At 67.7% G+C, this 21,116-nt stretch carries 17 protein-coding genes; 11 read left to right on the top strand and 6 right to left on the bottom strand.

Annotated features, from left to right (window positions below; genetic code table 11):
• Positions 1-157 precede the first annotated feature (157 nt).
• Complete coding sequence (locus ASC94_RS13375; protein WP_056395337.1) at positions 158-898, top strand: SDR family oxidoreductase; 741 nt, start codon at positions 158-160, stop codon at positions 896-898.
• 10 nt (positions 899-908) lie between these two features.
• On the opposite strand, the gene ASC94_RS13370 is transcribed toward ASC94_RS13375, so the two are convergent.
• Genes ASC94_RS13370 through ASC94_RS13355 form a run of 4 tightly spaced genes read right to left on the bottom strand, consistent with a single transcriptional unit; the run spans position 909 to position 4,661 of the window.
• Positions 909-1,814 carry an EamA family transporter gene (locus ASC94_RS13370; protein ID WP_056395334.1) on the bottom strand — a complete coding sequence of 302 codons (906 nt, stop codon included), beginning with the start codon at positions 1,812-1,814 and terminating at the stop codon, positions 909-911.
• A gap of 26 nt (positions 1,815-1,840) precedes the next feature.
• A complete protein-coding gene (locus ASC94_RS13365) occupies positions 1,841-2,698 on the bottom strand; it encodes a transporter substrate-binding domain-containing protein (protein ID WP_229417262.1) in 858 nt (285 codons plus the stop codon).
• Positions 2,695-3,975: a TCR/Tet family MFS transporter gene (locus ASC94_RS13360; protein WP_056395332.1), complete on the bottom strand. Its 1,281-nt coding sequence runs from the start codon at positions 3,973-3,975 to the stop codon at positions 2,695-2,697. Before ASC94_RS13360 ends, ASC94_RS13365 begins: the two co-directional genes overlap by 4 nt.
• A gap of 26 nt (positions 3,976-4,001) precedes the next feature.
• The gene (locus ASC94_RS13355; RefSeq protein ID WP_056395329.1) at positions 4,002-4,661 is read right to left on the bottom strand and encodes an HD domain-containing protein; all 660 of its coding nucleotides are present in this window, start codon (positions 4,659-4,661) and stop codon (positions 4,002-4,004) included.
• 170 nt (positions 4,662-4,831) lie between these two features.
• Between ASC94_RS13355 and ASC94_RS13350 the strand changes: the two genes are divergently transcribed.
• On the top strand, positions 4,832-5,323 hold the full coding sequence (locus ASC94_RS13350; RefSeq protein ID WP_056395325.1) for a chemotaxis protein CheW: 492 nt from the start codon (positions 4,832-4,834) through the stop codon (positions 5,321-5,323).
• Between the two features lie 8 nt (positions 5,324-5,331).
• Complete coding sequence (locus ASC94_RS13345) at positions 5,332-6,963, top strand: methyl-accepting chemotaxis protein (protein ID WP_056397818.1); 1,632 nt, start codon at positions 5,332-5,334, stop codon at positions 6,961-6,963.
• A 14-nt stretch (positions 6,964-6,977) separates the two neighbouring features.
• Here the strand turns inward: ASC94_RS13345 and ASC94_RS13340 are convergent, their stop codons facing one another.
• Positions 6,978-7,778 (bottom strand): reverse transcriptase-like protein, encoded by an 801-nt coding sequence (locus ASC94_RS13340; protein ID WP_056395323.1) that lies wholly within the window; start codon positions 7,776-7,778, stop codon positions 6,978-6,980.
• A 207-nt stretch (positions 7,779-7,985) separates the two neighbouring features.
• Between ASC94_RS13340 and ASC94_RS13335 the strand changes: the two genes are divergently transcribed.
• The 6 genes from ASC94_RS13335 (at position 7,986) to ASC94_RS13310 (ending at position 17,809) form a co-directional block, all read left to right on the top strand.
• A complete protein-coding gene (locus ASC94_RS13335; RefSeq protein WP_200955683.1) occupies positions 7,986-9,800 on the top strand; it encodes an ABC transporter ATP-binding protein in 1,815 nt (604 codons plus the stop codon).
• Entirely contained in the window at positions 9,790-11,658 is a 1,869-nt protein-coding gene (locus tag ASC94_RS13330) for an ABC transporter ATP-binding protein (protein WP_056395320.1), read from the top strand. The genes ASC94_RS13335 and ASC94_RS13330 overlap by 11 nt, the downstream gene beginning before the upstream one ends.
• A gap of 54 nt (positions 11,659-11,712) precedes the next feature.
• The gene (locus ASC94_RS13325; protein ID WP_082616501.1) at positions 11,713-12,918 is read left to right on the top strand and encodes a sigma-54-dependent Fis family transcriptional regulator; all 1,206 of its coding nucleotides are present in this window, start codon (positions 11,713-11,715) and stop codon (positions 12,916-12,918) included.
• 140 nt (positions 12,919-13,058) lie between these two features.
• A complete protein-coding gene (locus tag ASC94_RS13320) occupies positions 13,059-14,111 on the top strand; it encodes an LLM class flavin-dependent oxidoreductase (protein ID WP_056395315.1) in 1,053 nt (350 codons plus the stop codon).
• A gap of 26 nt (positions 14,112-14,137) precedes the next feature.
• A complete protein-coding gene (locus tag ASC94_RS13315) occupies positions 14,138-15,274 on the top strand; it encodes an LLM class flavin-dependent oxidoreductase (RefSeq protein ID WP_056395313.1) in 1,137 nt (378 codons plus the stop codon).
• 168 nt (positions 15,275-15,442) lie between these two features.
• Positions 15,443-17,809 carry a TonB-dependent receptor gene (locus ASC94_RS13310; RefSeq protein WP_056395310.1) on the top strand — a complete coding sequence of 789 codons (2,367 nt, stop codon included), beginning with the start codon at positions 15,443-15,445 and terminating at the stop codon, positions 17,807-17,809.
• Positions 17,810-17,890: 81 nt separating this feature from the next.
• On the opposite strand, the gene ASC94_RS13305 is transcribed toward ASC94_RS13310, so the two are convergent.
• Positions 17,891-18,949: an ABC transporter substrate-binding protein gene (locus ASC94_RS13305; RefSeq protein WP_056395307.1), complete on the bottom strand. Its 1,059-nt coding sequence runs from the start codon at positions 18,947-18,949 to the stop codon at positions 17,891-17,893.
• Between the two features lie 239 nt (positions 18,950-19,188).
• Here ASC94_RS13305 and ASC94_RS13300 point away from each other — a divergent pair, with 239 nt between their 5' ends.
• Both ASC94_RS13300 and ASC94_RS13295 read left to right on the top strand, forming a co-directional pair.
• Positions 19,189-19,914, top strand: a complete 726-nt coding sequence (locus ASC94_RS13300; RefSeq protein WP_056395304.1) for a class II aldolase/adducin family protein — start codon at positions 19,189-19,191, stop codon at positions 19,912-19,914.
• Positions 19,915-19,923: 9 nt separating this feature from the next.
• Positions 19,924-21,108, top strand: a complete 1,185-nt coding sequence (locus ASC94_RS13295; protein WP_229417261.1) for an ABC transporter substrate-binding protein — start codon at positions 19,924-19,926, stop codon at positions 21,106-21,108.
• Positions 21,109-21,116 lie beyond the last annotated feature (8 nt).

The raw sequence follows: 21,116 nt of genomic DNA, 5'->3' as shown, positions 1-21,116 counted from the left end.
CTGTTTAGTAGATTCGTGCATGCATTATGCTGTTTTTTTGTATCGTTCGTCGCAAGGATTGGAGAATCAGGCAAGAGGTCTGGATATTCCGGCATTCACCGCGCGGCCGCGCATCTTTACACTGCAGTCCATCGATAACGGCTCGGGAGGGCACATCATGACGCTGGACGAACATCAGAAAGTGGTCCTTATTACCGGTGCCAGCAGCGGCATCGGCGAGGCGGCGGCGCGCCTGCTGGCGCAGCACGGCATGCACGTGGTGCTGGGCGCGCGCCGCACCGACCGGCTGGAGCTGCTGGCGGCACAGATCCGCGCGGCGGGCGGCTCGGCCGAGTTCCGTGGCTTGGATGTGACGGACGCGGACGACGTGCAGACCTTTGTGCTGGCCGCGCACAAGCGGCACGGCCGCGTGGATGTGATGATCAACAACGCGGGCGTGATGCCGCTGTCGCGCCTGGACGCGCTCAAGCTCAAGGAGTGGGACCGCATGCTGGACGTGAACGTGCGCGGTGTCCTGTATGGTATCGCGGCCGTGCTGCCGCTGATGCAGGTGCGGCGTTCGGGGCAGATCATCAACATCGCTTCCATCGGCGCCTACACGGTGAGCCCGACAGCGGCGGTGTACTGCGCCACCAAGTTCGCGGTGGCTGCCATTACAGAGGGCTTGCGGCAGGAGGTCGGCGGCGATATCCGGGTGACGCTGGTGTCGCCGGGCGTGACCGAGTCCGAGCTGGCCGACAGCATTTCGGATGAACAGGGCCGGGCCGAAATGAAGGAGTTCCGCAAGGTGGCCATCGGGGCGGACGCGATTGCGCGCGCCATCCTGTTCGCCATCGAGCAGCCGGCGGACGTGGACGTGAGCGAAATCGTGGTGCGGCCCACGGCCAGCCCGTACTGAACGGGCCGCGTCAGGCGTAGCGCATCAGCGCCGCGCCGCTGGCGATGAGGGCGATGGCGGCGTAGCGCCTTGGACTGATTTTCTCGCGCAGGAAAAACACGGCGATGGCGGCGGCGAACAGGATGGCGGTTTCGCGCAGCGCCGCCACGGCCGCCACCGGCGCCTGCGTCATGGCCCACAGCGACAGGGCGTAGGCGCCCAGCGTGCCGGCGCCGCCCAGCGCCGCCACGCGCCAGTGCGCAGCGGCATACGCCCGGAATTCGATGCGCCGCCGCAGCAAGGTCCAGGCCAGCAGGCCGGCGGCCGTGAAGACGAACAGCCACATTGTGTAGGCCACCGGCGCTTCCGAGCGCCGCGCGCCTACGCCGTCCACCAGCGTATAGCAGGCGATGATGCCGGCGTTCAGCAGGGCGTAGGCCACCGCGCGGCCGTGGCGCGGCGCGGTGACCGGGGTGGCAGGGGAGGCAGGGGAGGAAGGGCCGCTGGCACCGGCGGCGGCCGGCTCCCGGCGTCCGTGCGCGAGGGCCATGCTGAAGATGCCGGCGCTGATGCAGGCCACGGCCGCGTACTGCAGGGTGCTGAGATGCTCGCCCAGCAGGGGCGCGCTGGCGATGGCCACCAGCAGCGGCGCGCTGCCGCGCATCAGCGGGTAGGCCAGGCTCATGTCGCCGTGCCGGTAGGCGGCGGACATCAGGCCGTAGTAAAAGTAGTGCAGCACGACGGTGGCGCACAGCATGGGCCAGCTGGCCGGCTCCGGCGCCGGCAGCCAGGGCAGCGCCGCCAGCGAGATCAGCGCGGCACCCGATGCCACCAGCACCGAGGTGAGGAAGGCGTCCTTGCCGGCTTTGACGAGGGCGTTCCAGCCCGCGTGCAGCAGCGCGGCAAGCAGGATGACGGCGACGACCGCTCCGGACATGGCAGGCGCCAGCGCAGGCGGCGCGCTCAGCGCGGCCGCACGCTTTCAGCGAGGATGTCGGGCCGGTGCACGCGCTGGAAGCCTTCCATCACGGCGTTGGACTTGGCAATGCGCTCCACCATGTCCAGCATGACGGCCTGGTCCTCCGGCTTGAGCGAGCGGCGTGACACATAGATTCCGCTGGTGCTCCACGGCAGTTCCGGTATCGGCTCGATCCTCAGCTTGTCCAGCAGCCCCGCCAGGCGGGTGTCGTGCATCACGGCGCCTGCCAGCGTGGTCGGTCCCATGATGGTGATGTCAATGGTCCCCGCCTGCATCAGCCGGGCCACGGCCACCGAGTCCACTTCCTGGAACAGGCGGCCCTGCTTGGCCAATTCCTTGACCAGCGCCTGGTAATGTTCGCCGTAGTCGAAGCCGCGCACTACCGCCACGCGCAGCTCGCGCCGCTCCAGCAACTCTTGCGCGCTGGCGAGCGCCGGGCGCGGGCCGGCAAGCGATATCAGCGTGGCGCGGTGGCCGATGAGTGGAATGAAGGTGCCGGCCTGGTCGCGCGCCGTGGTGCGGGTGGCGGGAACCAGCAGGTCCGCCTTGCCCATTTCGAACAGTACCTCCTGGCGCGCGCGCGGTACGCCGGTGAACACCAGCTGGCAACCGGCTTTCTGGCTGGCGGTGCGCAGCACGTCCGGATAGATGCCGGACACCGTGCCGCCCTGGACGATGATGCTGACGCCAATAGGCGCCACCGGCACGGCGATCGCGCGCGAGCATTGCGCGCCGGCCGGCCCGGCCAGCAGCAGCGCAGGCAATAGCGCAGGCAGCAGCGCAGCCAGCTTGGCAGCCCGCAGCGGCGCAGGCAGGCCGGTGGCGGCCCTGCCCAGCCTCATGGCTGCACCGCCGTGCCGGCTTGCTGCTGCACCCGGTGCGTGCGGAAGTAGTGGCGCGCCACCAGGATGGCGACCGCCTGCATGGCCGCGCAGACGAAGAAAGTGCTGCCGATGCGCCAGTCGTTTGCCGGCAGGTGGCTCACTTCGCCCAGGATGGCGCTGCCCAGCAGCGGCATGAAGATGATGCCGATGCTGCTGATGGACTGCAGGGAACCCATCAGCTCCCCCTGCTGCCCGGCGTCGGTGGACTTGGAGATGATGCCTTGCAGCGCCGGTCCGGCGGCGAACGCCATCAGGTTGCAGCAGATGAAGAGGTACATCATCCAGCCTTGCGTGGCCAGGCCGTACAGCGTGTAGGTGATGCAGCCCGAGGCCAGGCCGATCAGTGTCAGGCGCACTTCGCCGAACCATTTGATGAACACGCCCAGCAGCCCGGCCTGCACCACGGCGGCCGCCATGCCCACGCAGAACAGCGCGGCGCCATTCTGGCCGGGGCTCCAGTTGAAGCGGAAGTGGGTGTACAGCACCCAAGTCGACTGCAGCATCATCTGCGCGCAGGTCATCAGTGCGAAGGCGACGATCAGGCCGCGGATATCCTCGCGCCGGGCCAGCTTGAACAGGCCGTCCAGCGGGTTGACGCGGGTGAGCTTGAACCTGGAGCGGCGCGATTCCGGCAGCGATTCCGGCACGAAGAAATAGCCGTAGATGAAATTGGCCGCCGACAGCGCCGCCGCCACGTAGAACGGCAGGTGCAGGTCGATGCTGCCCAGCAGGCCGCCCAGCATCGGACCGGCGATGAAACCCAGGCCGAAGGCCGCGCCGATCTTGCCGAAGCTCTTGGCGCGGTTCTCGTGGGTGGAAATGTCGGACGCGTAGGCCGAGGCCACCGACATGCTGGCCGACGAGGCGCCGCCGATCACGCGGCCGATGAACATGCAGGCCAGGTTGGGGGCCCAGGCAGTGGACAGGAAGTTGATGCACATGCCGGCCATGGAATAGAGCAGCACCGGGCGCCGCCCCACGCGGTCGCTGACCGCGCCTAGCATGGGCATGCAGAGGAACTGCATCAGCCCGAACACGGCGCCCATGATGCCGTACCACAGCGCCTGCGCGTCCCGCGTGTGGACGAATTCGCCCACCAGGATGGGCAGCACCGGCACCACCAGGCCGATGCCCAGCATGTCGATGAAGACGCACACCAGTACGAATTTGAGGTTGCCGTTGGAGGCGGTGGACAGGGGGGCGGTTTCGCTGGCGTTTTCGCTTTTGCTGGTCATGGGACTGTGGCTGGCTGAAGTCTGTGCTACGGCGTGGCGGGGCTGGCGGCCCATTCGGCGATGAAGCTGTCGCGGAAGGCGACCAGCTCGGCCAGGCGGCTTTGCCCCAGGCGGCGGCCGGCGGCGGTCTGCATCTTGCCCGGCAGGGTGGCCAGCTTCACGTCGATATGGTCGAGCGAATAGGCCTTGTCGTCCAACTCGCGGTGCAGCGCCATCGGGTCTTCCGCGTGGGCCAGGGCGCAGCCCATGCGGCCGGCGGTGTAGAACATGCGTGCCAGGCCGACTGCGCCCAGCGCGTCGAGCCGGTCGGCGTCCTGCACGATCTTGGCCTCGATGGTTTCCGGCTTGATGCCGGCCGAGAAACTGTGGGTTTCGATCGCATGCGCGGTGGCGGCCAGCTTCTCGGGCGGGAAGCCCAGCTCGGCCAGCTGGCGGCTGGCCAGCCGTGCTGCCTGGCGCGAGGCCAGGTGGCGGTCCGGCGAATTCTTGGGCAGGTTCACCAGGTCGTGCAGGTAGCAGGCCGCCAGCACCACCAGCGCGTCCGCTTCCGGGTAGTCGTCCATCAGCAGCGTGGCGTTGCGCCACACGCGGTGCAAATGGTTGGTATCGTGGGCGCCGTCATCCTCTGCGGCCGCGGTGGCCAGCGCCACCAGGCGCGGATGCCAGCTGCTTAACAACGTATTCATTCTTCTCCTCGGACGGGTGCTGCCTGCGGTGCTGCCTATCCCTGTGATTGTGGCATTGAATTGACAAGAAGGCCATAGTGTTCTGCACCCTGGATATTGCTCTGGTGCATTTATTTGCTGCGCCAAGTCTTGACTTGCGGTAACATTATAGATCTTTTGAGAGGGAAACCATGTCCACCGACGCCACCAATGCCGCCAACGTCGCGGCCGCCGCCGAATACCTCGCCTTTACCCTGGGCCAGGAGGAGTACGGCATCGATATCCAGAAAGTCAGCGAGATCCGCAGCTACGAGGCCCCGACCCGCATCGCCAGCGCGCCCGAATTCGTCAAGGGCGTGATCAACCTGCGCGGCCTGATCGTGCCGATCGTGGACATGCGCATCAAGTTCAACGTGGGTGAGCCGACCTACAACCAGTTCACCGTCGTCATCATCCTGAACATCGGCCACCGCGTGGTGGGCATGGTGGTCGACAGCGTGTCGGACGTGACCATCCTGACCCCGGAGCAGGTCAAGCCGGCGCCGGAGATCACCTCCACGCTCAACACCGAGTACATCGTCGGCCTGGGCACCATCGATGAGCGCATGCTGATCCTGGTGGACATCGACCGCCTGATGACGAGCGCCGACATGGGCCTGCTCGACACGGCCCTCGCAGCTTGAGCGCCGGCGTGAGTATCCTGTCCAATATCAGCATCGGCAAGCGCCTGGCGCTGGGCTTCGCCGTCATCCTGGCCCTGTCGGTCACCATCACCGGTGTCGCCATCTGGCGCCTGCACGGCGTGGCCAGCGCCACCAAGGCCATGATGGAAGTGCCGCTGGCGAAAGAGCGCATGGTGAGCGACTGGTCGAGCAAGATCGACAGCGCGATCCGCCGCACCACGGCCATTGTGCGCAGCAGCGATCCGTCGCTGGTGGACTACTTCGCCGATGAGGCGAAAAAATCCAGCGCCGTCTCGGCCGAGCTGCAGAAGAAGATCGAAGCGCTGATCGACGACGACGAGAAAGAGCTGTTCGCCCGCATCGGCGAGCAGCGCAAGATCTATCTGGCCTCGCGCGACAAGGTGACCAAGCTGAAGGCCGCAGGCGCGCTGGAGGAGGCGGAAGCGCATTTCAAGAACGTGTTTGCACCCGGCGCCGCCGCGTACCAGGGCTTGATGGCCGAGCTGCTGCAGCGCCAGCGCAGCAAGATCGACGCGATCGGGCTGGAAATCGAGCGTGGCGCCGACGCCAGCCGTTCCCTGTTGATAGCGCTAACGGCCTTGGTGCTGGTGTTCGGCGTGGTGTGCTCCTGGCTGCTCACCGTGGGCATCACCCGGCCGCTGTGCCAGGCGGTGGCGGCGGCGCGGCGCGTGGCCGGCGGCGACCTGACGGGCCGCATCACCGTGAGCGGCAGCGACGAAACCGGCCAGCTGCTGCAGGCCTTGCAGGACATGAACGGCGCGCTGCTCAACATCGTGATGCAGGTGCGCAGCGGCACGGCGCAGATTGAAACCTCGTCCAGCGAAATCGCGGCGGGCAACCAGGACCTTTCGTCCCGCACCGAGCAGCAGGCAGGCTCGCTGGAAGAGACGGCGGCCTCCATGGAAGAGCTGACCGCCACCGTGAAGAACAACGCCGGCAACGCGCGCCAGGCCAATGCGCTGGCCGACGCGGCGGCCGACGTGGCGGTGAAGGGCGGGGCCGTGGTGTCCGAGGTGGTGGGCACGATGGACGCCATCAACGCCGCCTCGCGCAAGATCGTGGACATCATCTCGGTCATCGACGGCATCGCCTTCCAGACCAATATCCTGGCCCTGAACGCGGCAGTGGAAGCGGCGCGCGCCGGTGAGCAGGGCCGCGGCTTTGCCGTGGTGGCCAGCGAGGTGCGCACGCTGGCGCAGCGCTCGGCGGCTGCCGCCAAGGAAATCAAGGAACTGATCGGCGATTCGGTGGACAAGGTTAACCAGGGCAGCAAGCTGGTGGCCGACGCCGGCGCGACCATGCAGGACATCGTGGACAGCGTGCACCGGGTGAGCACCATCATTACCGAGATCACTACCGCCAGCAAGGAGCAGAGCGCGGGCATCGATGAGGTGTACAAGGCCATCGGCGAGATGGATCAGGTTACGCAGCAGAATGCCGCACTGGTGGAGCAGTCCGCCGCTGCCGCCGAGTCCATGCAGCAGCAGGCGGCGCAGCTGGCGCAGGTGGTGAGCGTGTTCCAGGTGGGCGGTGCGGCGGATGCGTCCGCAGGCCGCGCTTATGCCGGCGCGGCATCCGCGCGCCGCGTGAAGGGTGGCAGCAAGCTCGCGCTGCGCTAGCCGCGCTGGCTGCGTTAGCCATCCCCAGGCCAGGAGGCGATCGCCTGTTGCGACAGGCGGTCCGCCTCGCCGTTGCGGTGGCGCGGCACCCAGTGCAGCGTCACCCGGCCCGATTCTTCCATTTCCCCCAGCAAGGCCAGCACCCGCTCGCGGTGCTGCTCCAGTCCTTTCGCGCCGGGTCCGCCGCGTGCAGCGGGCGCCACGTCGCCGATCACCACCTGGCTGTCGCCATAAATCGCCAGCACCGGCGGGCGCGCCGCGAGGGCCGCTTCCAGCAAGGCTTCCAGCGCCAGGTATTCCGCCTCGCCGCTGTTGCCGTGGCCCGCGCGGCGGCTGATTTCCACGCGTTCGCCGGCGGGCCCCAGCAGCAACGCGCCGATGCCCAGGCGGCCCGGATTCGGGTGCGCCGAGCCGTCGAACCATGCCTGCCAGGCCCCGGCCTGCGGCGCCAAGCGCGCCTGCCTGTCCGCCAGCCTGGCGGCGCGGGCCAGCAGCTTGGCCGCGCGGCGCTCCGCGTCTTGCTGTTTCTGCTTTGCCCGGGCCGCCAGCAGCGCGTGCAGGCCCGCCAGGCCCGCCTCCGCGAGGTCGGCCTGCGCCGCTTGCGGCGCTTCCGCCACCCGCGTCCCTGCCGCCGCCTGCGCCACCTGGACCGCGTGCCCGCCATGGCCGGCGGTTGCCGCCGACTGCACCAGGATGCGCAGCAGCGCCTGCGTTTCGTCCAGCCCCGTGCCGGCGGCCAGGCGGCGCGCCGCCACGCGTTCGTTATGGAATGCAGCTTCGGCCAGCACGGCCAGGGAAGGGAAAGGAATCGTCATGCCGCCATGCTACCGCCTGCGCGCCGCAGAAATCAACCGGCACTGAACCGGCACTGCTGAAAATCGCACAGCGCTGCTGGCTTTTGCACAGGCAAGTGCATCCGGCGCGCCATGGCCGGCCCGAAAGCGCGCGAACCCCGGCCGCTGCCGCTGGCACGGATCGTGCGGAGAAGGGTGTTCCAACTCATTCCGTACCGGGAAAGCATAGTGACCAAGCCATCCAACGTCAGCCAGCCGCTGTTGCGCTGCCTCGCCCTCTACCGCCTGATGCCGTGGCGCTTTGCGCTCACCGCCGCGCTGTTCACCGTCGTCAACCTCAGCCTCGCATGGCAGCAATGGCTGGTGGGCCGCGCGGTGCACGACGTGGAAAGCGGCCGCGCCGTGCAGCGCCTGCCCGACGGCACGCTGGACTGGTCGCTGGCCCGCTACTGGCTGTTCGCCTTGCTGGCCGTTGCCGCAGCGCGCGCGGTGCTGCAATACGGCGGCGGCGTGATGGCGCTCATCATCGGCCAGGAACTGCTCACCATCCTGCGCCAGCGCATCCTCCAGCAGGTGCAGCGCCTCGACCTGGCCTACCACTGGCGGCACGGCGTCGGCGAACTGGTGACCCGCACCACGCGCGACGCCGACAAGGTGCGCGATGCGCTCATCAGCTTCTGGCGCCAGGTGTTCGAAACGGCACTGGTGGTGGCCGCCTCCATCGGCCTGCTGTGCTGGTACAGCCCCTGGCTCGGCCTGCCGCCGCTGCTGCTCACGCTGGCGGGCATCGGCATCTTCGTGGCGCAGACCGGGACGCTGGTGCACCTGGACCGCGCTGCCGGCGCCGCGTACGACAAGGTGAACCAGGAACTGAGCGAAGGCGTGAACGGTGTGCGCGTCATCAAAGGCTTTGGCCTGGAACAGCGCCGCATTGCCGTGTTCAATGCGCACGTGGATGAATTTGTCCGTCTGGCGCGCCAGGCGCTGGTGTATTCGGCGTCGCATATCCCGCTGCCGCAGGCGGTGGTGGCCCTGGGCCATGTCTGGATACTGGGCTACGGCGCCCATCTGGTGCAGCAGGGGCACATGAACGTCGGCGAGATCGTGGCCGCGCTGCTGGTGGCGAACACGCTGGTGTTCCGCATCGAGGGCGTGGGACGCGTGATGCAGATCTTCGCCGACGCGCGCTCTTCGGCCGGCCGCATATGGGAACTGCTGGACGAGCGGCCCGGTATCGGTGGGGCCGCCGTCAACGCCCCCGCGCAGCAGCCGGTGCCGGACGGCGCGCTGGGCCTGCGCCTGGCCGGCGTGGACATCGCGGCGCCGGGCGGCAGCACCGCCATCCTGTCGGGGTGCGATTTCGAACTGGCGCCGGGCGAAGTGGTGGCACTGGTGGGCGCCACCGGTTCCGGCAAGAGCACGCTGGCCGGATTGCTGCCACGCCTGCTGGAGCCGGACCAGGGCTCGGTGCGCATAGGCTCCCCTTGGGCCGGCTGGCGCGACGTGCGCGGCCTGGACCTGTGGCAGCTGCGCCATAAGGTCCACGTGGTGCCGCAGGAGAGCTTCCTGTTCTCGGACACGCTGGCCGCCAACCTGCGCCTGGCACGGCCCGGCGCCACTGACGCGGAACTGGAACAGGCGCTGGCCTGGGCTTCCGCCTCTGAAGTGGTGCAGGGCCTGGAGCACGGCCTGCAAACCCGGCTGGGCGAGCGAGGCGTTACGCTGTCCGGCGGCCAGCGGCAGCGCATCTGCCTGGCCCGCGCACTGCTGGCGCGGCCGGCCATCCTGGTGCTGGACGACGCCACCAGCGCGCTCGATGCGCTGACCGAACGCCGGGTACTGGACAATATCCGCAAGCTGCACGCCAGCGGGGATTATCCCGTGACGGTGCTGATGGTGGCCAGCAAGCTGTCCACCATCCTGCTCGCCGATCGGGTGGCCATGCTGGCCGGCGGCTGCATTGCGGCGGAGGGCACGCACGAAGTACTGATGGCGTCCCATGCGGGCTACCGGGAACTGCTGGGAGGCGGCGATGGCCAATAGCCTGCGCGGGCAGACCGCCCTGAGCGACATCGAACTGGAACAGGCCCTGGCGCGCAAGGCGCTCGACCGCAGCATGTTCTGGCGGCTGCTGCCGCTGCTGCGCCAGGTGCGCGCCCGCATTGCTGCCGTCATCGCGCTGGAAGTGCTGCTGGTGGGCGTGATCTTCCTGCGTCCCTGGTTCCTGCGGGAGGTGATCGATCACGGTTTCATCAGGAGTGTGGCCGGGGTCATGCTTGATACCACGCTGCTGGCCTGGATGGCGGCCGGGCTGGCCTTGAGCTGGGTGCTGCGCTTCCTGTTGTCCGGCCTGTCCCAGTATTTCGCGGGCGGGGCGGCCATCCATATCCTGAACGCCCTGCGGGTGCGGGTGTACGCGCACGTGCAGTCGCTCAGCGTGCGCTATTTCGACCAGACCAAGGCCGGCCGCATCATCTCGCGCGCCGACCGCGACGTCGACGCGCTGGAGCCGCTGCTGATCCAGGGCCCGCCGGAGCTGCTGTCGGCGCTGCTGCGCTGCCTGGTGGCGGGCGTGGCGCTGTGGCTGATTTCGCCGCGCCTGTTCGCCGCGCTGGCCGCCGTGGTGCCGCTGCTGGCGGGATTTACCTGGCTGTTCAAACGTATCTCGCAGCAGAACTGGGCCCGCGTGGCCGAGGCCCGCGCCCGCTTCACGGCGCACCTGGTGGAGACGGTGTCCGGCGTGCGGCTGATCAAGCAGCTGGTGCGCGAGGACAGCAATGCGCTGCGCTACCTTGGCTTGCTGCGCCATTTCAACCAGACCCTGGTGAGCGGCAATATCCGCTCCAGCTGGTTCCTGCCGCTTACGCAGGTGCTCAGCACCCTGGGCATGGGCCTTTTGCTGGTGGCGGGCGGCTTCGGTATCGCCGACGGCAGCATGACGGTGGGCCAGCTGGCGCAAAGCCTGTTCTACGTGCACCTGTTCCTTGGCCCGCTGCAGGAGCTGAATGACCTGTTCGAGCGCTATTCGTCCGGTGCGGCATCGGCGCAGCGCATCTTCCTGCTGCTCGACACGGAGCCCGAAATCACCGATCCGCCCGCGCCGCGGCAGCCTGCGCGCCGCGGCGAGGTGGAATTCGCCAACGTCGGCTTTTCCTATGATCCTGCGGGTGCCCGGCCGGTCATCCGGTCCCTGCAGCTGCATATCCCGGCCGGGCAGGTGCTGGCCATCGTCGGCCCCACGGGGCACGGCAAGAGCACGCTGGTGCAGCTGCTGGCGCGCCTGTACGAAGTGCAGTCCGGCGCGGTGCTGGTGGACGGCGTGGACGTGCGCCACTACCGCCAGCAGGAATTGCGCAAGGTGATAGGCGTGGTCCTGCAGGACAACGTGCTGTTCTCGGGCAGCGTGCTCGATAACCTGCGGCTGGCCGCGCCGGACGCCAGCGACGGCGCACTGGTGGCCGCCGTGCGCGAACTCGGTGCGGACGAGGTGCTCGAACGCCTGCCCCGGGGCTACCATACCGAGGTCGGGCCGCTGGGCGGCTTCCTCAGCCACGGCCAGCGGCAGCTGGTGTGCCTGGTGCGCGCCTATCTGGCCAATCCCGCCGTGCTGGTGCTGGACGAAGCCACTTCTGCGGTTGACCTGCATACCGAGCGCCGCATCCAGGCCGCGCTGCGGCGGCTGTGCCAGGGCCGCACAGCCATCATCATCGCGCACCGGCTGGCCACCATACGGGATGCGGACCGGATCGCGGTGATCTGGAACGGCGAACTGGCCGAGACGGGAGACCACGCCAGCCTGATCGCGCAGGGGGGCGCCTACGCCAAGCTGTATGGCGCCTACGCCGCCGCGCAGCGGGAAACCGCCGCGGCCGACGCTGCCGGATATGTGAAAACCGGATAAGCAAGCGTGGCACTATTCGTTCACTAGGCTTAGGCAGCGCGCTATAGTCGTTTCATGGAACTACTAGCCAACCACTTCACATCCGAATTCGCGCGCAGCGCCCACTTTGCCAAGGGGGCGGAAAGCGACGGCGAACCGCTGGTCGCCTTCCGGGAAGCCCAGAAAATGAGCTTGCTGGTGCGCGCCACGGCCTTCGTCTTCGCCGACCCGCGTTCGCGCGAGCTGCACCAGCTGATAGAGCGCATCGCGCCCAGCGAAGCGACGGTGCTGATCACCGGGGAAACCGGCACCGGCAAGGAGCTGATAGCGCGCCACGTGCACGCCCATAGCAGCCGGCGCGACGCCAGCTTTGTGGCCGTGAACTGCGGCGCCTTCCTGGAAACGCTGATCGAGAGCGAATTGTTCGGCTACGAACGCGGCGCCTTCACCGGCGCCCACCAGGCCAAGGCGGGCTGGTTCGAGACTGCGCGCGGGGGCACCCTGTTCCTGGACGAGATAGGCGACTTGCCGCTGCCGATGCAGGTCAAGCTGCTGCGGGTGCTGCAGGAACGCGAAGTGGTGCGCCTGGGCGCGCGCAAGGCGATACCGATCGACGTGCGCCTGATCGCCGCCACCAATGTGGACCTGGCCGAAGCCGTGCGGGCGGGGCGCTTCCGGGAGGACCTGTATTACCGCTTGCAGGTGATCTCGCTGCCGTTGCGGCCCTTGCGCGAGCGGCCGGGCGACATCATGCCGCTCACCCGCCACTTCCTGCAGATCTACGCGCGCCGCCTGCATCTGGCGGACGTGTCGATCACGCCGGACGCCGAGCGCGCCTTGCTGGACTATCCGTGGCCGGGCAATATCCGCGAACTGGAGAACGTGATCCACCGCGCGCTGCTGGTCAGCCACGACGGCGCCGTCACGGCCCATGACCTGAGCCTGCGGGGCTGGGCGCGCCAGGAGCCGGCCCCGGAGGTGCGGCCGGACTATCCGCCGGCCTGCGCTGCTCCGGCGCAGCCTTACGCCGCCGCCGGCATCCGTGCCCTGGGTGCGGCGCCTGCGCCGGCAGCGGTGCCCGATACGGCGGCAGCGCGCTTCCACACCGCCTGGCGCGCATTGCTGGCTTCGGGAGAGAACATCGAGTTTGAAGCGCTGCAGCAGGAGCTTGCCCTGGCTGCGTTCGAGAGCGCGGAGCGCAACCAGGTACGCGCGTCCAAGCGGCTCAACATCAGCCGCAACATCATGCGCACCTACCTGAAGAAGGCGGGCGTGCTGTAGTTTCGCCAGCATGGGCTGCTGCGCAATCAGCAGCCTGTCGACGGCGCAGCAGGGAAAGGAGCGCCGGGCGCGCCCCCGGCATGGCACGGTTTCTGCGTTGAGTAGGTGGCTGACACCACAACTCACGAGGAGCTGAACACATGACCATTGAATTCATCTGGCAACTGCCCACCGGCGGCGATGGCCGCTACGGCGAAGCCGCCCGCGCGCGGCGCGGCGAACGCGACGCCCTGTCAGGTTCGCCATACAGCGACGGCGTGTCCGACCCGCGCGGCAGGCGCTTCAACTATTACGACTATCTGCACCAGGTGGCCCGCGCGGCAGAGCTGTCCGGCTTCGACGGCGTGCGCATCAGCCATGACCTGCAGGGCGAAGAAGCCTGGATCGTGGCGGGCTACGTGGCGCGCGGCACGCGGCGCATCAAGCTGGTGGCCGAGTTCGAGGCCGCATGGGGTTCGGCCGTCTATGCCGCCAAGAACGCGGCCAGCTTCCAGCGTTTCACGGGCGGCCGGCTGGCCTGGCAGATTGCCCCTGGCGGCGCCGCCGAGGAACGCCGCCGCCATGCCGACTACGCGGAAGACGCCGATGTGCTGCCGCGCATCGACGAATTCCTGACGGTGGCGCGCGGCGTGTTGACCACGGCGCCGTTCAATTTCAAGGGCAGGTTCTTCGAAGTGGGCGAGGGCGGCTTCCGCGGCACGCTGGCCAACAATCCCGTGCCCAGGGTGTATCTGTCCGGCGCCACCGAGGAAGCGCTTGCGTTGTCCGCACGCCAGGCGGACGTGCACGTGCTGGACGCGGCGCCGCCCGACGTGCTGCGCGAACAGGCCGCGCGCCTCGCCGCGCTGGCCGCAGCGGCCGGCCGCCAGGTCGCGATCGGCTTGCGCGTCAGCGTGCTCGCCCGCGAAACCGAAGCCGAGGCCCGGCGCGACGCTGCAATCCACCAGCGCCAGATCGGCGGCACCGGCTCCGGCTCCGCCGCGGCTTCCGGGGCGGACGCGGTGCTGGTGGGCAGCTTCGAGCAGGTAACGGACGGCCTGGCCGAATATGCCGCCGCCGGCGTGTCCAGCTTCCTGCTTTCGGCCGTGCCTCACCTCGAAGAAGCCTACCGCTTCGGCGAAAACGTCCTGCCGGCGCTGCGCGAGCGGCTCGCCGTCCAGCGCGGGGCCACACAAGCCGCACACGCTGCCTAACCCTATTTCCCATTCCGGAGCACACCATGACTGTTGACTTCTTCTGGCGCCTTCCCACCCACGGCGAACCAGGCTCGCACCGCAGCCGCACGCCGTACCGTGGCGACACGCTGGCCGGCAACGCCCACCTCGAGCATGCGGGCGGCTACACCTACATCGACTACCTTGCCGAGATCGCGCACGCGGCCGAAGTGTCGGGCTTCCACGGCGGCCTGATTCCTTCCTTCCCCATGACCGACGAACCGTGGGCCATCTCGGCGCTGCTGGCGCGAGAGACCGAGACGTTCCGCTTCATGATTCCGTTCCAGCCCGGCTTCCTCAATCCGGTTGCCGCTGCGCGCATGACGGCCAGCCTGCAGCGCGCCACGGGCGGCCGTGCGCTGTACAACGTCATTACCGGCGGTGGCGGCCCGGCGCAGCTGTGGTGGGGCGATTCCGCCGGCCACGACGACCGCTACCGCCGCACCACCGAGTTCCTCGACATCGTGCGCGGCGTGTGGCATGGCGGCCCGTTCTCCTACCAGGGCAAGTTCTACCAGCTGGAACACGGTGGCCTGCCCGACCCGCTGTCGAAAGAGGAATTCCCGGAAATCTACTTCTCCGGCTCGTCGGACGCCGCACTGGTATCGGCCTCCAAGCACGCGGACTACTACCTGACATGGCTGGAGCCTTTCGCCGCGCTGCGCGAGAAATTCAGTCGCGTGAAAGAGAAGACCGACCTGCTGGGCCGCAAGATCAAGTGCGCAGTGCGGGTCGACATCGTCGCACGCGCCACCGAGGAAGAGGCCTGGGACGAGGTGCGCAAGGGCTTCGAGCGCGTAGACGCGGAAACGCTGAAGCAGTTCCTCGCTCCGCAGGGCGACTCGGTGGGCGCGGCGCGCCAGCGTTCCAACCTGCCCACCACGCTGAACAGCTACCGCGACCTGATCATCGAACCCAACGTGTGGTCCGGCTTCAACCTGCTGCGCGGCGGGCAGACGCAAGGCATCGTCGGCAGCTACCAGCAGGTGGCGGAACGGCTGGACGAACTGGTGCAGCTGGGCGCCGACGCCTTCATCCTTTCCAGCACGCCGCACCTGGAAGAAGCCTACCGCGTCGGTGAAGAGGTCCTGCCGCTGGTGCGCGGCCATGCGCAGCCGCAAGCGCTGCGCGCTGTGGGCTGAAAAGCAGCAGTGTCGCCCAGGCAGCATGCGCGGCCTGGGTGTTCAAAAATCACCATCTTCTTCCATTTTAAAGTAAGCCTTATTCCACAAGGCTTACTTTCCCGGTATCAGGCAGGCATGGCGCTTGCAATGAGTAACTTACCCCTTACTCATTACAAAGGAAGTCTCATGCATCCCCAGCAATCGCCAGCAAGCCGATTCAAACGCACCGCCATCAGCCGCGAACTGCGGGCGGTTTTCGCCATCGCCCTGAGCGGCGGCGCCTTCGCCGGTCTGGCGCAGGCGGAAGAGCAGGCCGAAGGAGCCGCCGCCGCTGCCGCCAGCGTCCCTTACGTGGTGGGAGACCTGGGCGCGCTGCAAACCGTCACCGTCACCGCGCAGAAGCGCGAGGAGAAGGCGCAGTCGGTTCCCAGCTCCATCACTGTCCTTGGCGGTAAAGAGCTGCTGGCGGACGGCGTGGGCCGCTCCGCCTCCGAGATTTTGAACTTCGTGCCGAATGCCTCTGCCGGCACGCAGCAGCACGGCCGTCCGCGCTGGTGGATACGCGGCGTGGGCGCCGGCCAGCAGCAGATCGACTTTCCCAATCCGGTCGGCTTCTACCTTGACGACGTCTATATCAGCAATTCATCCGCCACCGGCTTCCCGCTGTTCGACCTGGACCGGGTGGAAGTGCTGCGCGGCCCGCAGGGGACCTTGTGGGGCAAGAACACGACCGGGGGCGCCATCAACGTTATTTCGAAAAAGCCCAGCTTCCGCAACAGCGGCTACCTGAAGGCCGACTACAGCCGCTACGACAACAAGCTGGTGGAAGGCGCCGTGGGCGGCGGCTTGGTGGAGGACGTGCTCGCAGGGCGCCTGTCCTTCCACAGCGAAGACCAGGGCGAGGGCCGCTTCAACAACCTGTTCACCGGCCGCAAGGATGGCGCGCTGCGCGACAGCGCCGTGCGCGGCCAGCTGAAAGCGCTGCTCGGCAAGGACCTGAGCGCCAACCTGAACGTGCACTACCGCGACTACAAGACCGACGGCACCATCACTACCGTAGCCAGTTACGGCGCCAACGGCGTGTACCGCAACGGCTACATCCCCAGCACCAATCCGGACGACGTGAGCGCCAATGCGCCGGCCAACAGCTCGGTGAAGCAGGGCGGCGGGCAACTGGCGCTGGAATACCAGCTCGGCCCGTACGCGCTCAACTCCATCACCGGCTTTGAAAACTACCGCACCGAAAGCCTGGGCGATGGCGACAATACGCCGCTGGAGATCAGCCGCAGCCACAGCGCGGCCAAGAGCCGCCAGTGGTCGCAGGAGCTGCGCCTGGCGTCGCCGCAGGAGGACAAGGTGAGTTGGGTGGCGGGCCTGTTTTACTTCAACGAGAAGATCGACTCGGATTCAGCTTCGGCGCGCCTGCCGAACGGCGCCGCACCGGCGCTGGCGGGCAGCACCCAGCCCGTGGGCTACAACAGCACGGTCTACAGCCACGAGGCGCGCAGCTTCGCGGTGTTCGGTAGCGCCACGGCCACGTTCAGCGAACAGCTGCGCGCCATCCTGGGGCTGCGCTGGACCACGGAAACCAAGGACCTGAACCTGCGCCGCCGGCAGGCCGCGGCCGGCACGCCGCAATTCGGCAGCGTGGACAACTGGTGGAATACGGTCAGCGGCGCCAACTACGGCGCCGCGGCGGTCGCCAACAACAACTTTGAGTCGACCCCATCGACCACCTGGCACGCGCTGACCTGGGACTTCACGCCCGAGTACAAGATCAGTTCCACCGCGCGCGCCTACTTCAAGGCCGCGCACGGCATCAAGTCGGGCGGCTACAACACCAGCGCCACCGACGTGCGGGCGCTGAACACGGTGGCGCCGGAAACGCTGAATTCCTTTGAACTGGGCCTGAAATCCGAATGGTGGGACAACAAGCTCAATTTCAACGCCAACCTGTTCCGCTACAACTACAAGAACGTGCAGGTCAATATCACCGGCATCTACAACGGCGATCCGACGCAGAGCGTGAATTATCTGCAGAACGTGAGCAAGGCCCATGTGAACGGCGCCGAGTTTGAGCTGGAGCTGCAGCCGGTGGACGAGCTGCACATCAACGCCAACATCGGCATCCTGCGCACCGAGTTCGACGAGTTCAACATCCAGAACAACGGCGGCAACCGCTCGGGCAACGAGTTTGTCCGTTCGCCGCACGGCACCGCGCTGCTGCAGGCCGACTACCAGTTGCCGGTGGCCAGCGGCAAGCTGGTGCTCAGCGGCGACTGGCGCTACACCACCAAGCAGTTCTACTACGTGGACCCGCAGACCGATGCGCGCGGCCTGCTGAACCAGGGTGGCTACGGCATCGGCAATGCGCGCCTGTCCTACACGCTGCCGGGCGGGAAGCACACCTTCAGCGCGTATGTGAACAATGTGGGCGACAAGATCTACAAGAACCACACGCTGACCAGCTTCGTGCCGGGCACGGTGAATGGCGATACGGTGTACTGGGGCGCGCGCCGCACCTTCGGGCTGTCTTATACTGCGCAACTCTGACGGCTCGGGCATGGCGGGTTACGCCCGCCGCCGCACGCACATCGCAGGGCGGGTTAGCGGAGCGTAACCCGCCGCTCTCCGTCAGGCCGCCACGCGCACGCTTTCCGCCAGGCGCCGCTGCGCCTCCTCCAGCGGCCTGCGGTCTATCCACGCATCGACATCCACGTCCCGGTCCAGGAAGCCGTGCACCAGCTGGAAGTGCTTCTGCTGCCGGAACAGCTCCACCTTCTCATCGGACAGATCTGGCGCCAGCGCCAGGTGGAAGCCATCGCGGTAGGCCTCCGCCACGCCTTTGCCGCCTGCGCGCGTCTCCCCCTGCAGTATCTGCAGCACCTCGTCCTTGTGGCTCTTGGCCCACTCGGCTGCGCGCAGGGTCTGCGCGAGGAAGCGCACCACCAGTTCGAACTGGTCGCGCAGGAAGTCCTCATGCACGGTGATGGGACGCGGTGTGCCGTTGTTCACCCGGTAGCGGCGTTCCAGCTTGTCCAGGTCGATCCCGACGACCACGCCGGCCTCGCGCGCCGCATCGGCTGCCGCCGCGCCCTTCACATATACCGCGTCCACTTCACCCAGCAGCAGCGGCGAAATGCCTTCCCACAGGTTGGTGCCCAGGTTGCGGTATTCGGCGGGGCTGTTCTGTCCCAGTTCCACCAGCTGCACGTCGTCCAGGGTCAGCCCGGCCGACGCCAGCGCGCCCTTGTAGCCTGCGAGGCTCATGCCGCGCGCGATGCTGCGGCCGCGCCGGTTGTTCTGCAAGTCGTCGCTGCGGAAGGCGGGCAGCGCCAGGCGCTTGCCTTTCAGGTGTTCCGGCCGGGTGATGCCCGAACCCGGCCGCACGAGGATGGACTGCCACTCGTCGATCCAGGTCAGGCCGATCAGCCGGGTCGGCGCGCCTTGCGCCCGCGCCGGCAGAGCCAGCAGGTTGCCGCCTTCGCGCACCAGTGTTTCCAGCTGGTGGTCGTAGTGGTGGCGCGCCAGCTCGCCGCCGACTTCCTGCAGCGTTTGCAGCTTGATGCCGTCGCGCGCGAATTCTTCGTCCAGCCATCCCAGCTTGTATGCCAGGCCCGTGGCCGTAGGTACGGGACAACGGGTGAACCAAACCGTTTCGACGGGTTTGGCTTGTTTCTCGATAGCGCTCATGTTTGTCCTTGTAGTGGTGGGTGGGTCGGTCCGCCATGCGGCCGCTTGCAGGGATTGCAGGAAGCATGCCCGCGCACCGCGCCTCCGCCTTGCTGCCGGGGCGACAGTGGCCGCCGGCGCTGCTGCGATATCAACAGCGGCTGCTACGCGGCGCGCAGCGCCGTCGCTGCCAGGCGCGCTTTCGGCTGGCACGCGTCTTGCGAAAGTAGAGGCATGACCAACCCGCAGGGAGAAATGCAATGACTGAAGCACTGGCAGCACAAGCGCAACTGAGCGTGCAGGTACAGGAGTTCGTGGAGCAGGTCCGCAAGGACGCGCAACTTGCGTTCAACGCGCTGCGCGAAACCGGCAGCCTTACCGCCAACGGTACGGTGGGGTTCGTCGAGCGCATTCCCGGCGAGGACAAGGTGGTGGTGGTCAACGACCCGGGCCCGTTCCGCAAGGGGCAGCCGCTGACGGCGTCCGTCATTGGGCTCGATGGCAACGTCTATTCAGGTGCGGGCGGTGGCGGTGGCCGCTACCTGAAGCTGTTCAATGAGCGCCCGGAAGTGACGTCCATCTCGCACGTGCACTCGCCGGCGCTGGGCGCCTGGGCGCAAACCCACCGCACCCTGCCGATCCGCTACGTGCCCGTGCAGCGCTTCCAGCTGATCCGCGAGATCCCCATCTATATCGACCGCCGCCAGCCGGAGGTGGACTTCATCCTGGGCCTGATCGCGAAAAATGCGCACTCCACCGCAATCCTGGAAGCGAACGGCGGGGCCACGGTGTGGGGCAAGCAGGGCCTGCTGAAGCTGGCCGAATTCATTTTGCTGCTGGAGGAGGGTGCCAAGATCCAGATACAGGCCGAGGCCATCGGCGGCTCGCGCGACTTCGGGCCGGGCGTGCTGCTGCAGCAATGGAAGATGAGCAATCTGATCGAGACTGCGCGCGAATTGTCCCTGCTGCCAGCCAGCGATCTGTAAGGAGCTGCGATGACGACGTCACTGACCCTCGGACGCAAGCGCGGCGCGCGCGCTGCGCTTGCCGATTTGCTGGCGGCTGCGGTTTGCGGGCTGGTTTGCGCAGCCATGCCCGGCGCCGCGCATGCCGGGCTGGCGTGGGCGGCCGGTGCGTCGCAGGTCGCTTCGGCAGCAGCCAAGGCGTCGGGCCCGGCCACGGCCGCCGTGGGCGCAGGGCTGCCCGAGACTGTGCGCATTGCCGCCGTGGCGCGGCCCGCGCCTGCCGGCAAGACCGTCTTCGCCGGCGCGTCGGCCCAGGTGGCGCAGGACCGCTGGCTCGAAGCGGAGCTGGGCAAGCTCGGTGTACGTCTCGAATGGGTGCCGGTCACCACCAATTCGGTGGCCGCCCAGGTGAACGAAGCTTTTGCCAGCAAGAGCATCGACTTCGCCAACTACGGCGACCTGCCGTCCATCATCGCCAACGCTTCCGGCCTGCAGACGCGGCTGGTGCTGCCGGGCGGTAGCCTGAACAACACCTATCTCGTGGTGCCGCCGAATTCCACGGCGCGCTCGATCCGTGACCTGAAGGGCAAGCGCATCGCCCTGCATCGCGGGCGGCCGTGGGAGTATCCGTTCGCGCGGCTGCTGCAGGCGAATGGCCTGAAGCTGAGCGACGTGAAGATCCTCAACCTCAACCCGCAGGCAGGCGCCGCTGCGCTGGCCACCGGCGGTGCGGACGCGTTCTTCACACTGAGCGACGCCTTTGTGCTGGAGGATAAGAAGGTGGGCAAGATCATCTGGGCCAGCAAGAAGGCGCCGGAGGACTGGAAAATGCGCGCCGAGCTATGGGGCGACAGCGCTTTCCTGCAGCGCTATCCGCAGGTGGCGCAACTGGTGGTGTCCGCGTATCTGCGCGAGCACCACAGGGCGGCGGCTGCGGCCGATGCCGGCCGCGAGCACTACATCAAGTCCGAATCGCTGGGCGGCCAGAGCGAGGACGTGGTGCGGCGCGAACTGGCGGGTGACGGCACGCAGTGGAAGGACCGCTGGTCGCCGCTGTTTACTCCCGCCGTGCGCGCGCATTACGCGGCCGAGGCGGAGTACGCCAGGCAGGCGGGCCTGATTGCCAGGCCTTTGCCGGTGGACGCGCTGTTTGCGCCGCAGTTCGTGAAGCAGGGCCTGGCCCAGCTTCAATTGCAAGACTACTGGACCCGCTAGGAAGGAGC

Source organism: Massilia sp. Root418, from assembly GCF_001425265.1.
Classification (GTDB): Bacteria; Pseudomonadota; Gammaproteobacteria; order Burkholderiales; family Burkholderiaceae_D; genus Rugamonas.
This window is presented reverse-complemented; position numbering and strand designations above follow the sequence as displayed.

What these genes read in the sequence shown, in the direction of transcription:
- ASC94_RS13325 (WP_082616501.1), top strand. Translation starts at nt 11,713, where the DNA reads ATGGAACTACTAGCCAACCACTTCACATCCGAATTCGCGCGCAGCGCC.
- ASC94_RS13340 (WP_056395323.1), bottom strand. Translation starts at nt 7,778, where the DNA reads ATGACGATTCCTTTCCCTTCCCTGGCCGTGCTGGCCGAAGCTGCATTC.
- ASC94_RS13295 (WP_229417261.1), top strand. Translation starts at nt 19,924, where the DNA reads ATGACGACGTCACTGACCCTCGGACGCAAGCGCGGCGCGCGCGCTGCG.
- ASC94_RS13375 (WP_056395337.1), top strand. Translation starts at nt 158, where the DNA reads ATGACGCTGGACGAACATCAGAAAGTGGTCCTTATTACCGGTGCCAGC.
- ASC94_RS13320 (WP_056395315.1), top strand. Translation starts at nt 13,059, where the DNA reads ATGACCATTGAATTCATCTGGCAACTGCCCACCGGCGGCGATGGCCGC.
- ASC94_RS13300 (WP_056395304.1), top strand. Translation starts at nt 19,189, where the DNA reads ATGACTGAAGCACTGGCAGCACAAGCGCAACTGAGCGTGCAGGTACAG.
- ASC94_RS13315 (WP_056395313.1), top strand. Translation starts at nt 14,138, where the DNA reads ATGACTGTTGACTTCTTCTGGCGCCTTCCCACCCACGGCGAACCAGGC.
- ASC94_RS13350 (WP_056395325.1), top strand. Translation starts at nt 4,832, where the DNA reads ATGTCCACCGACGCCACCAATGCCGCCAACGTCGCGGCCGCCGCCGAA.
- ASC94_RS13360 (WP_056395332.1), bottom strand. Translation starts at nt 3,975, where the DNA reads ATGACCAGCAAAAGCGAAAACGCCAGCGAAACCGCCCCCCTGTCCACC.
- ASC94_RS13365 (WP_229417262.1), bottom strand. Translation starts at nt 2,698, where the DNA reads ATGAGGCTGGGCAGGGCCGCCACCGGCCTGCCTGCGCCGCTGCGGGCT.
- ASC94_RS13310 (WP_056395310.1), top strand. Translation starts at nt 15,443, where the DNA reads ATGCATCCCCAGCAATCGCCAGCAAGCCGATTCAAACGCACCGCCATC.
- ASC94_RS13305 (WP_056395307.1), bottom strand. Translation starts at nt 18,949, where the DNA reads ATGAGCGCTATCGAGAAACAAGCCAAACCCGTCGAAACGGTTTGGTTC.
- ASC94_RS13330 (WP_056395320.1), top strand. Translation starts at nt 9,790, where the DNA reads ATGGCCAATAGCCTGCGCGGGCAGACCGCCCTGAGCGACATCGAACTG.
- ASC94_RS13355 (WP_056395329.1), bottom strand. Translation starts at nt 4,661, where the DNA reads ATGAATACGTTGTTAAGCAGCTGGCATCCGCGCCTGGTGGCGCTGGCC.
- ASC94_RS13370 (WP_056395334.1), bottom strand. Translation starts at nt 1,814, where the DNA reads ATGTCCGGAGCGGTCGTCGCCGTCATCCTGCTTGCCGCGCTGCTGCAC.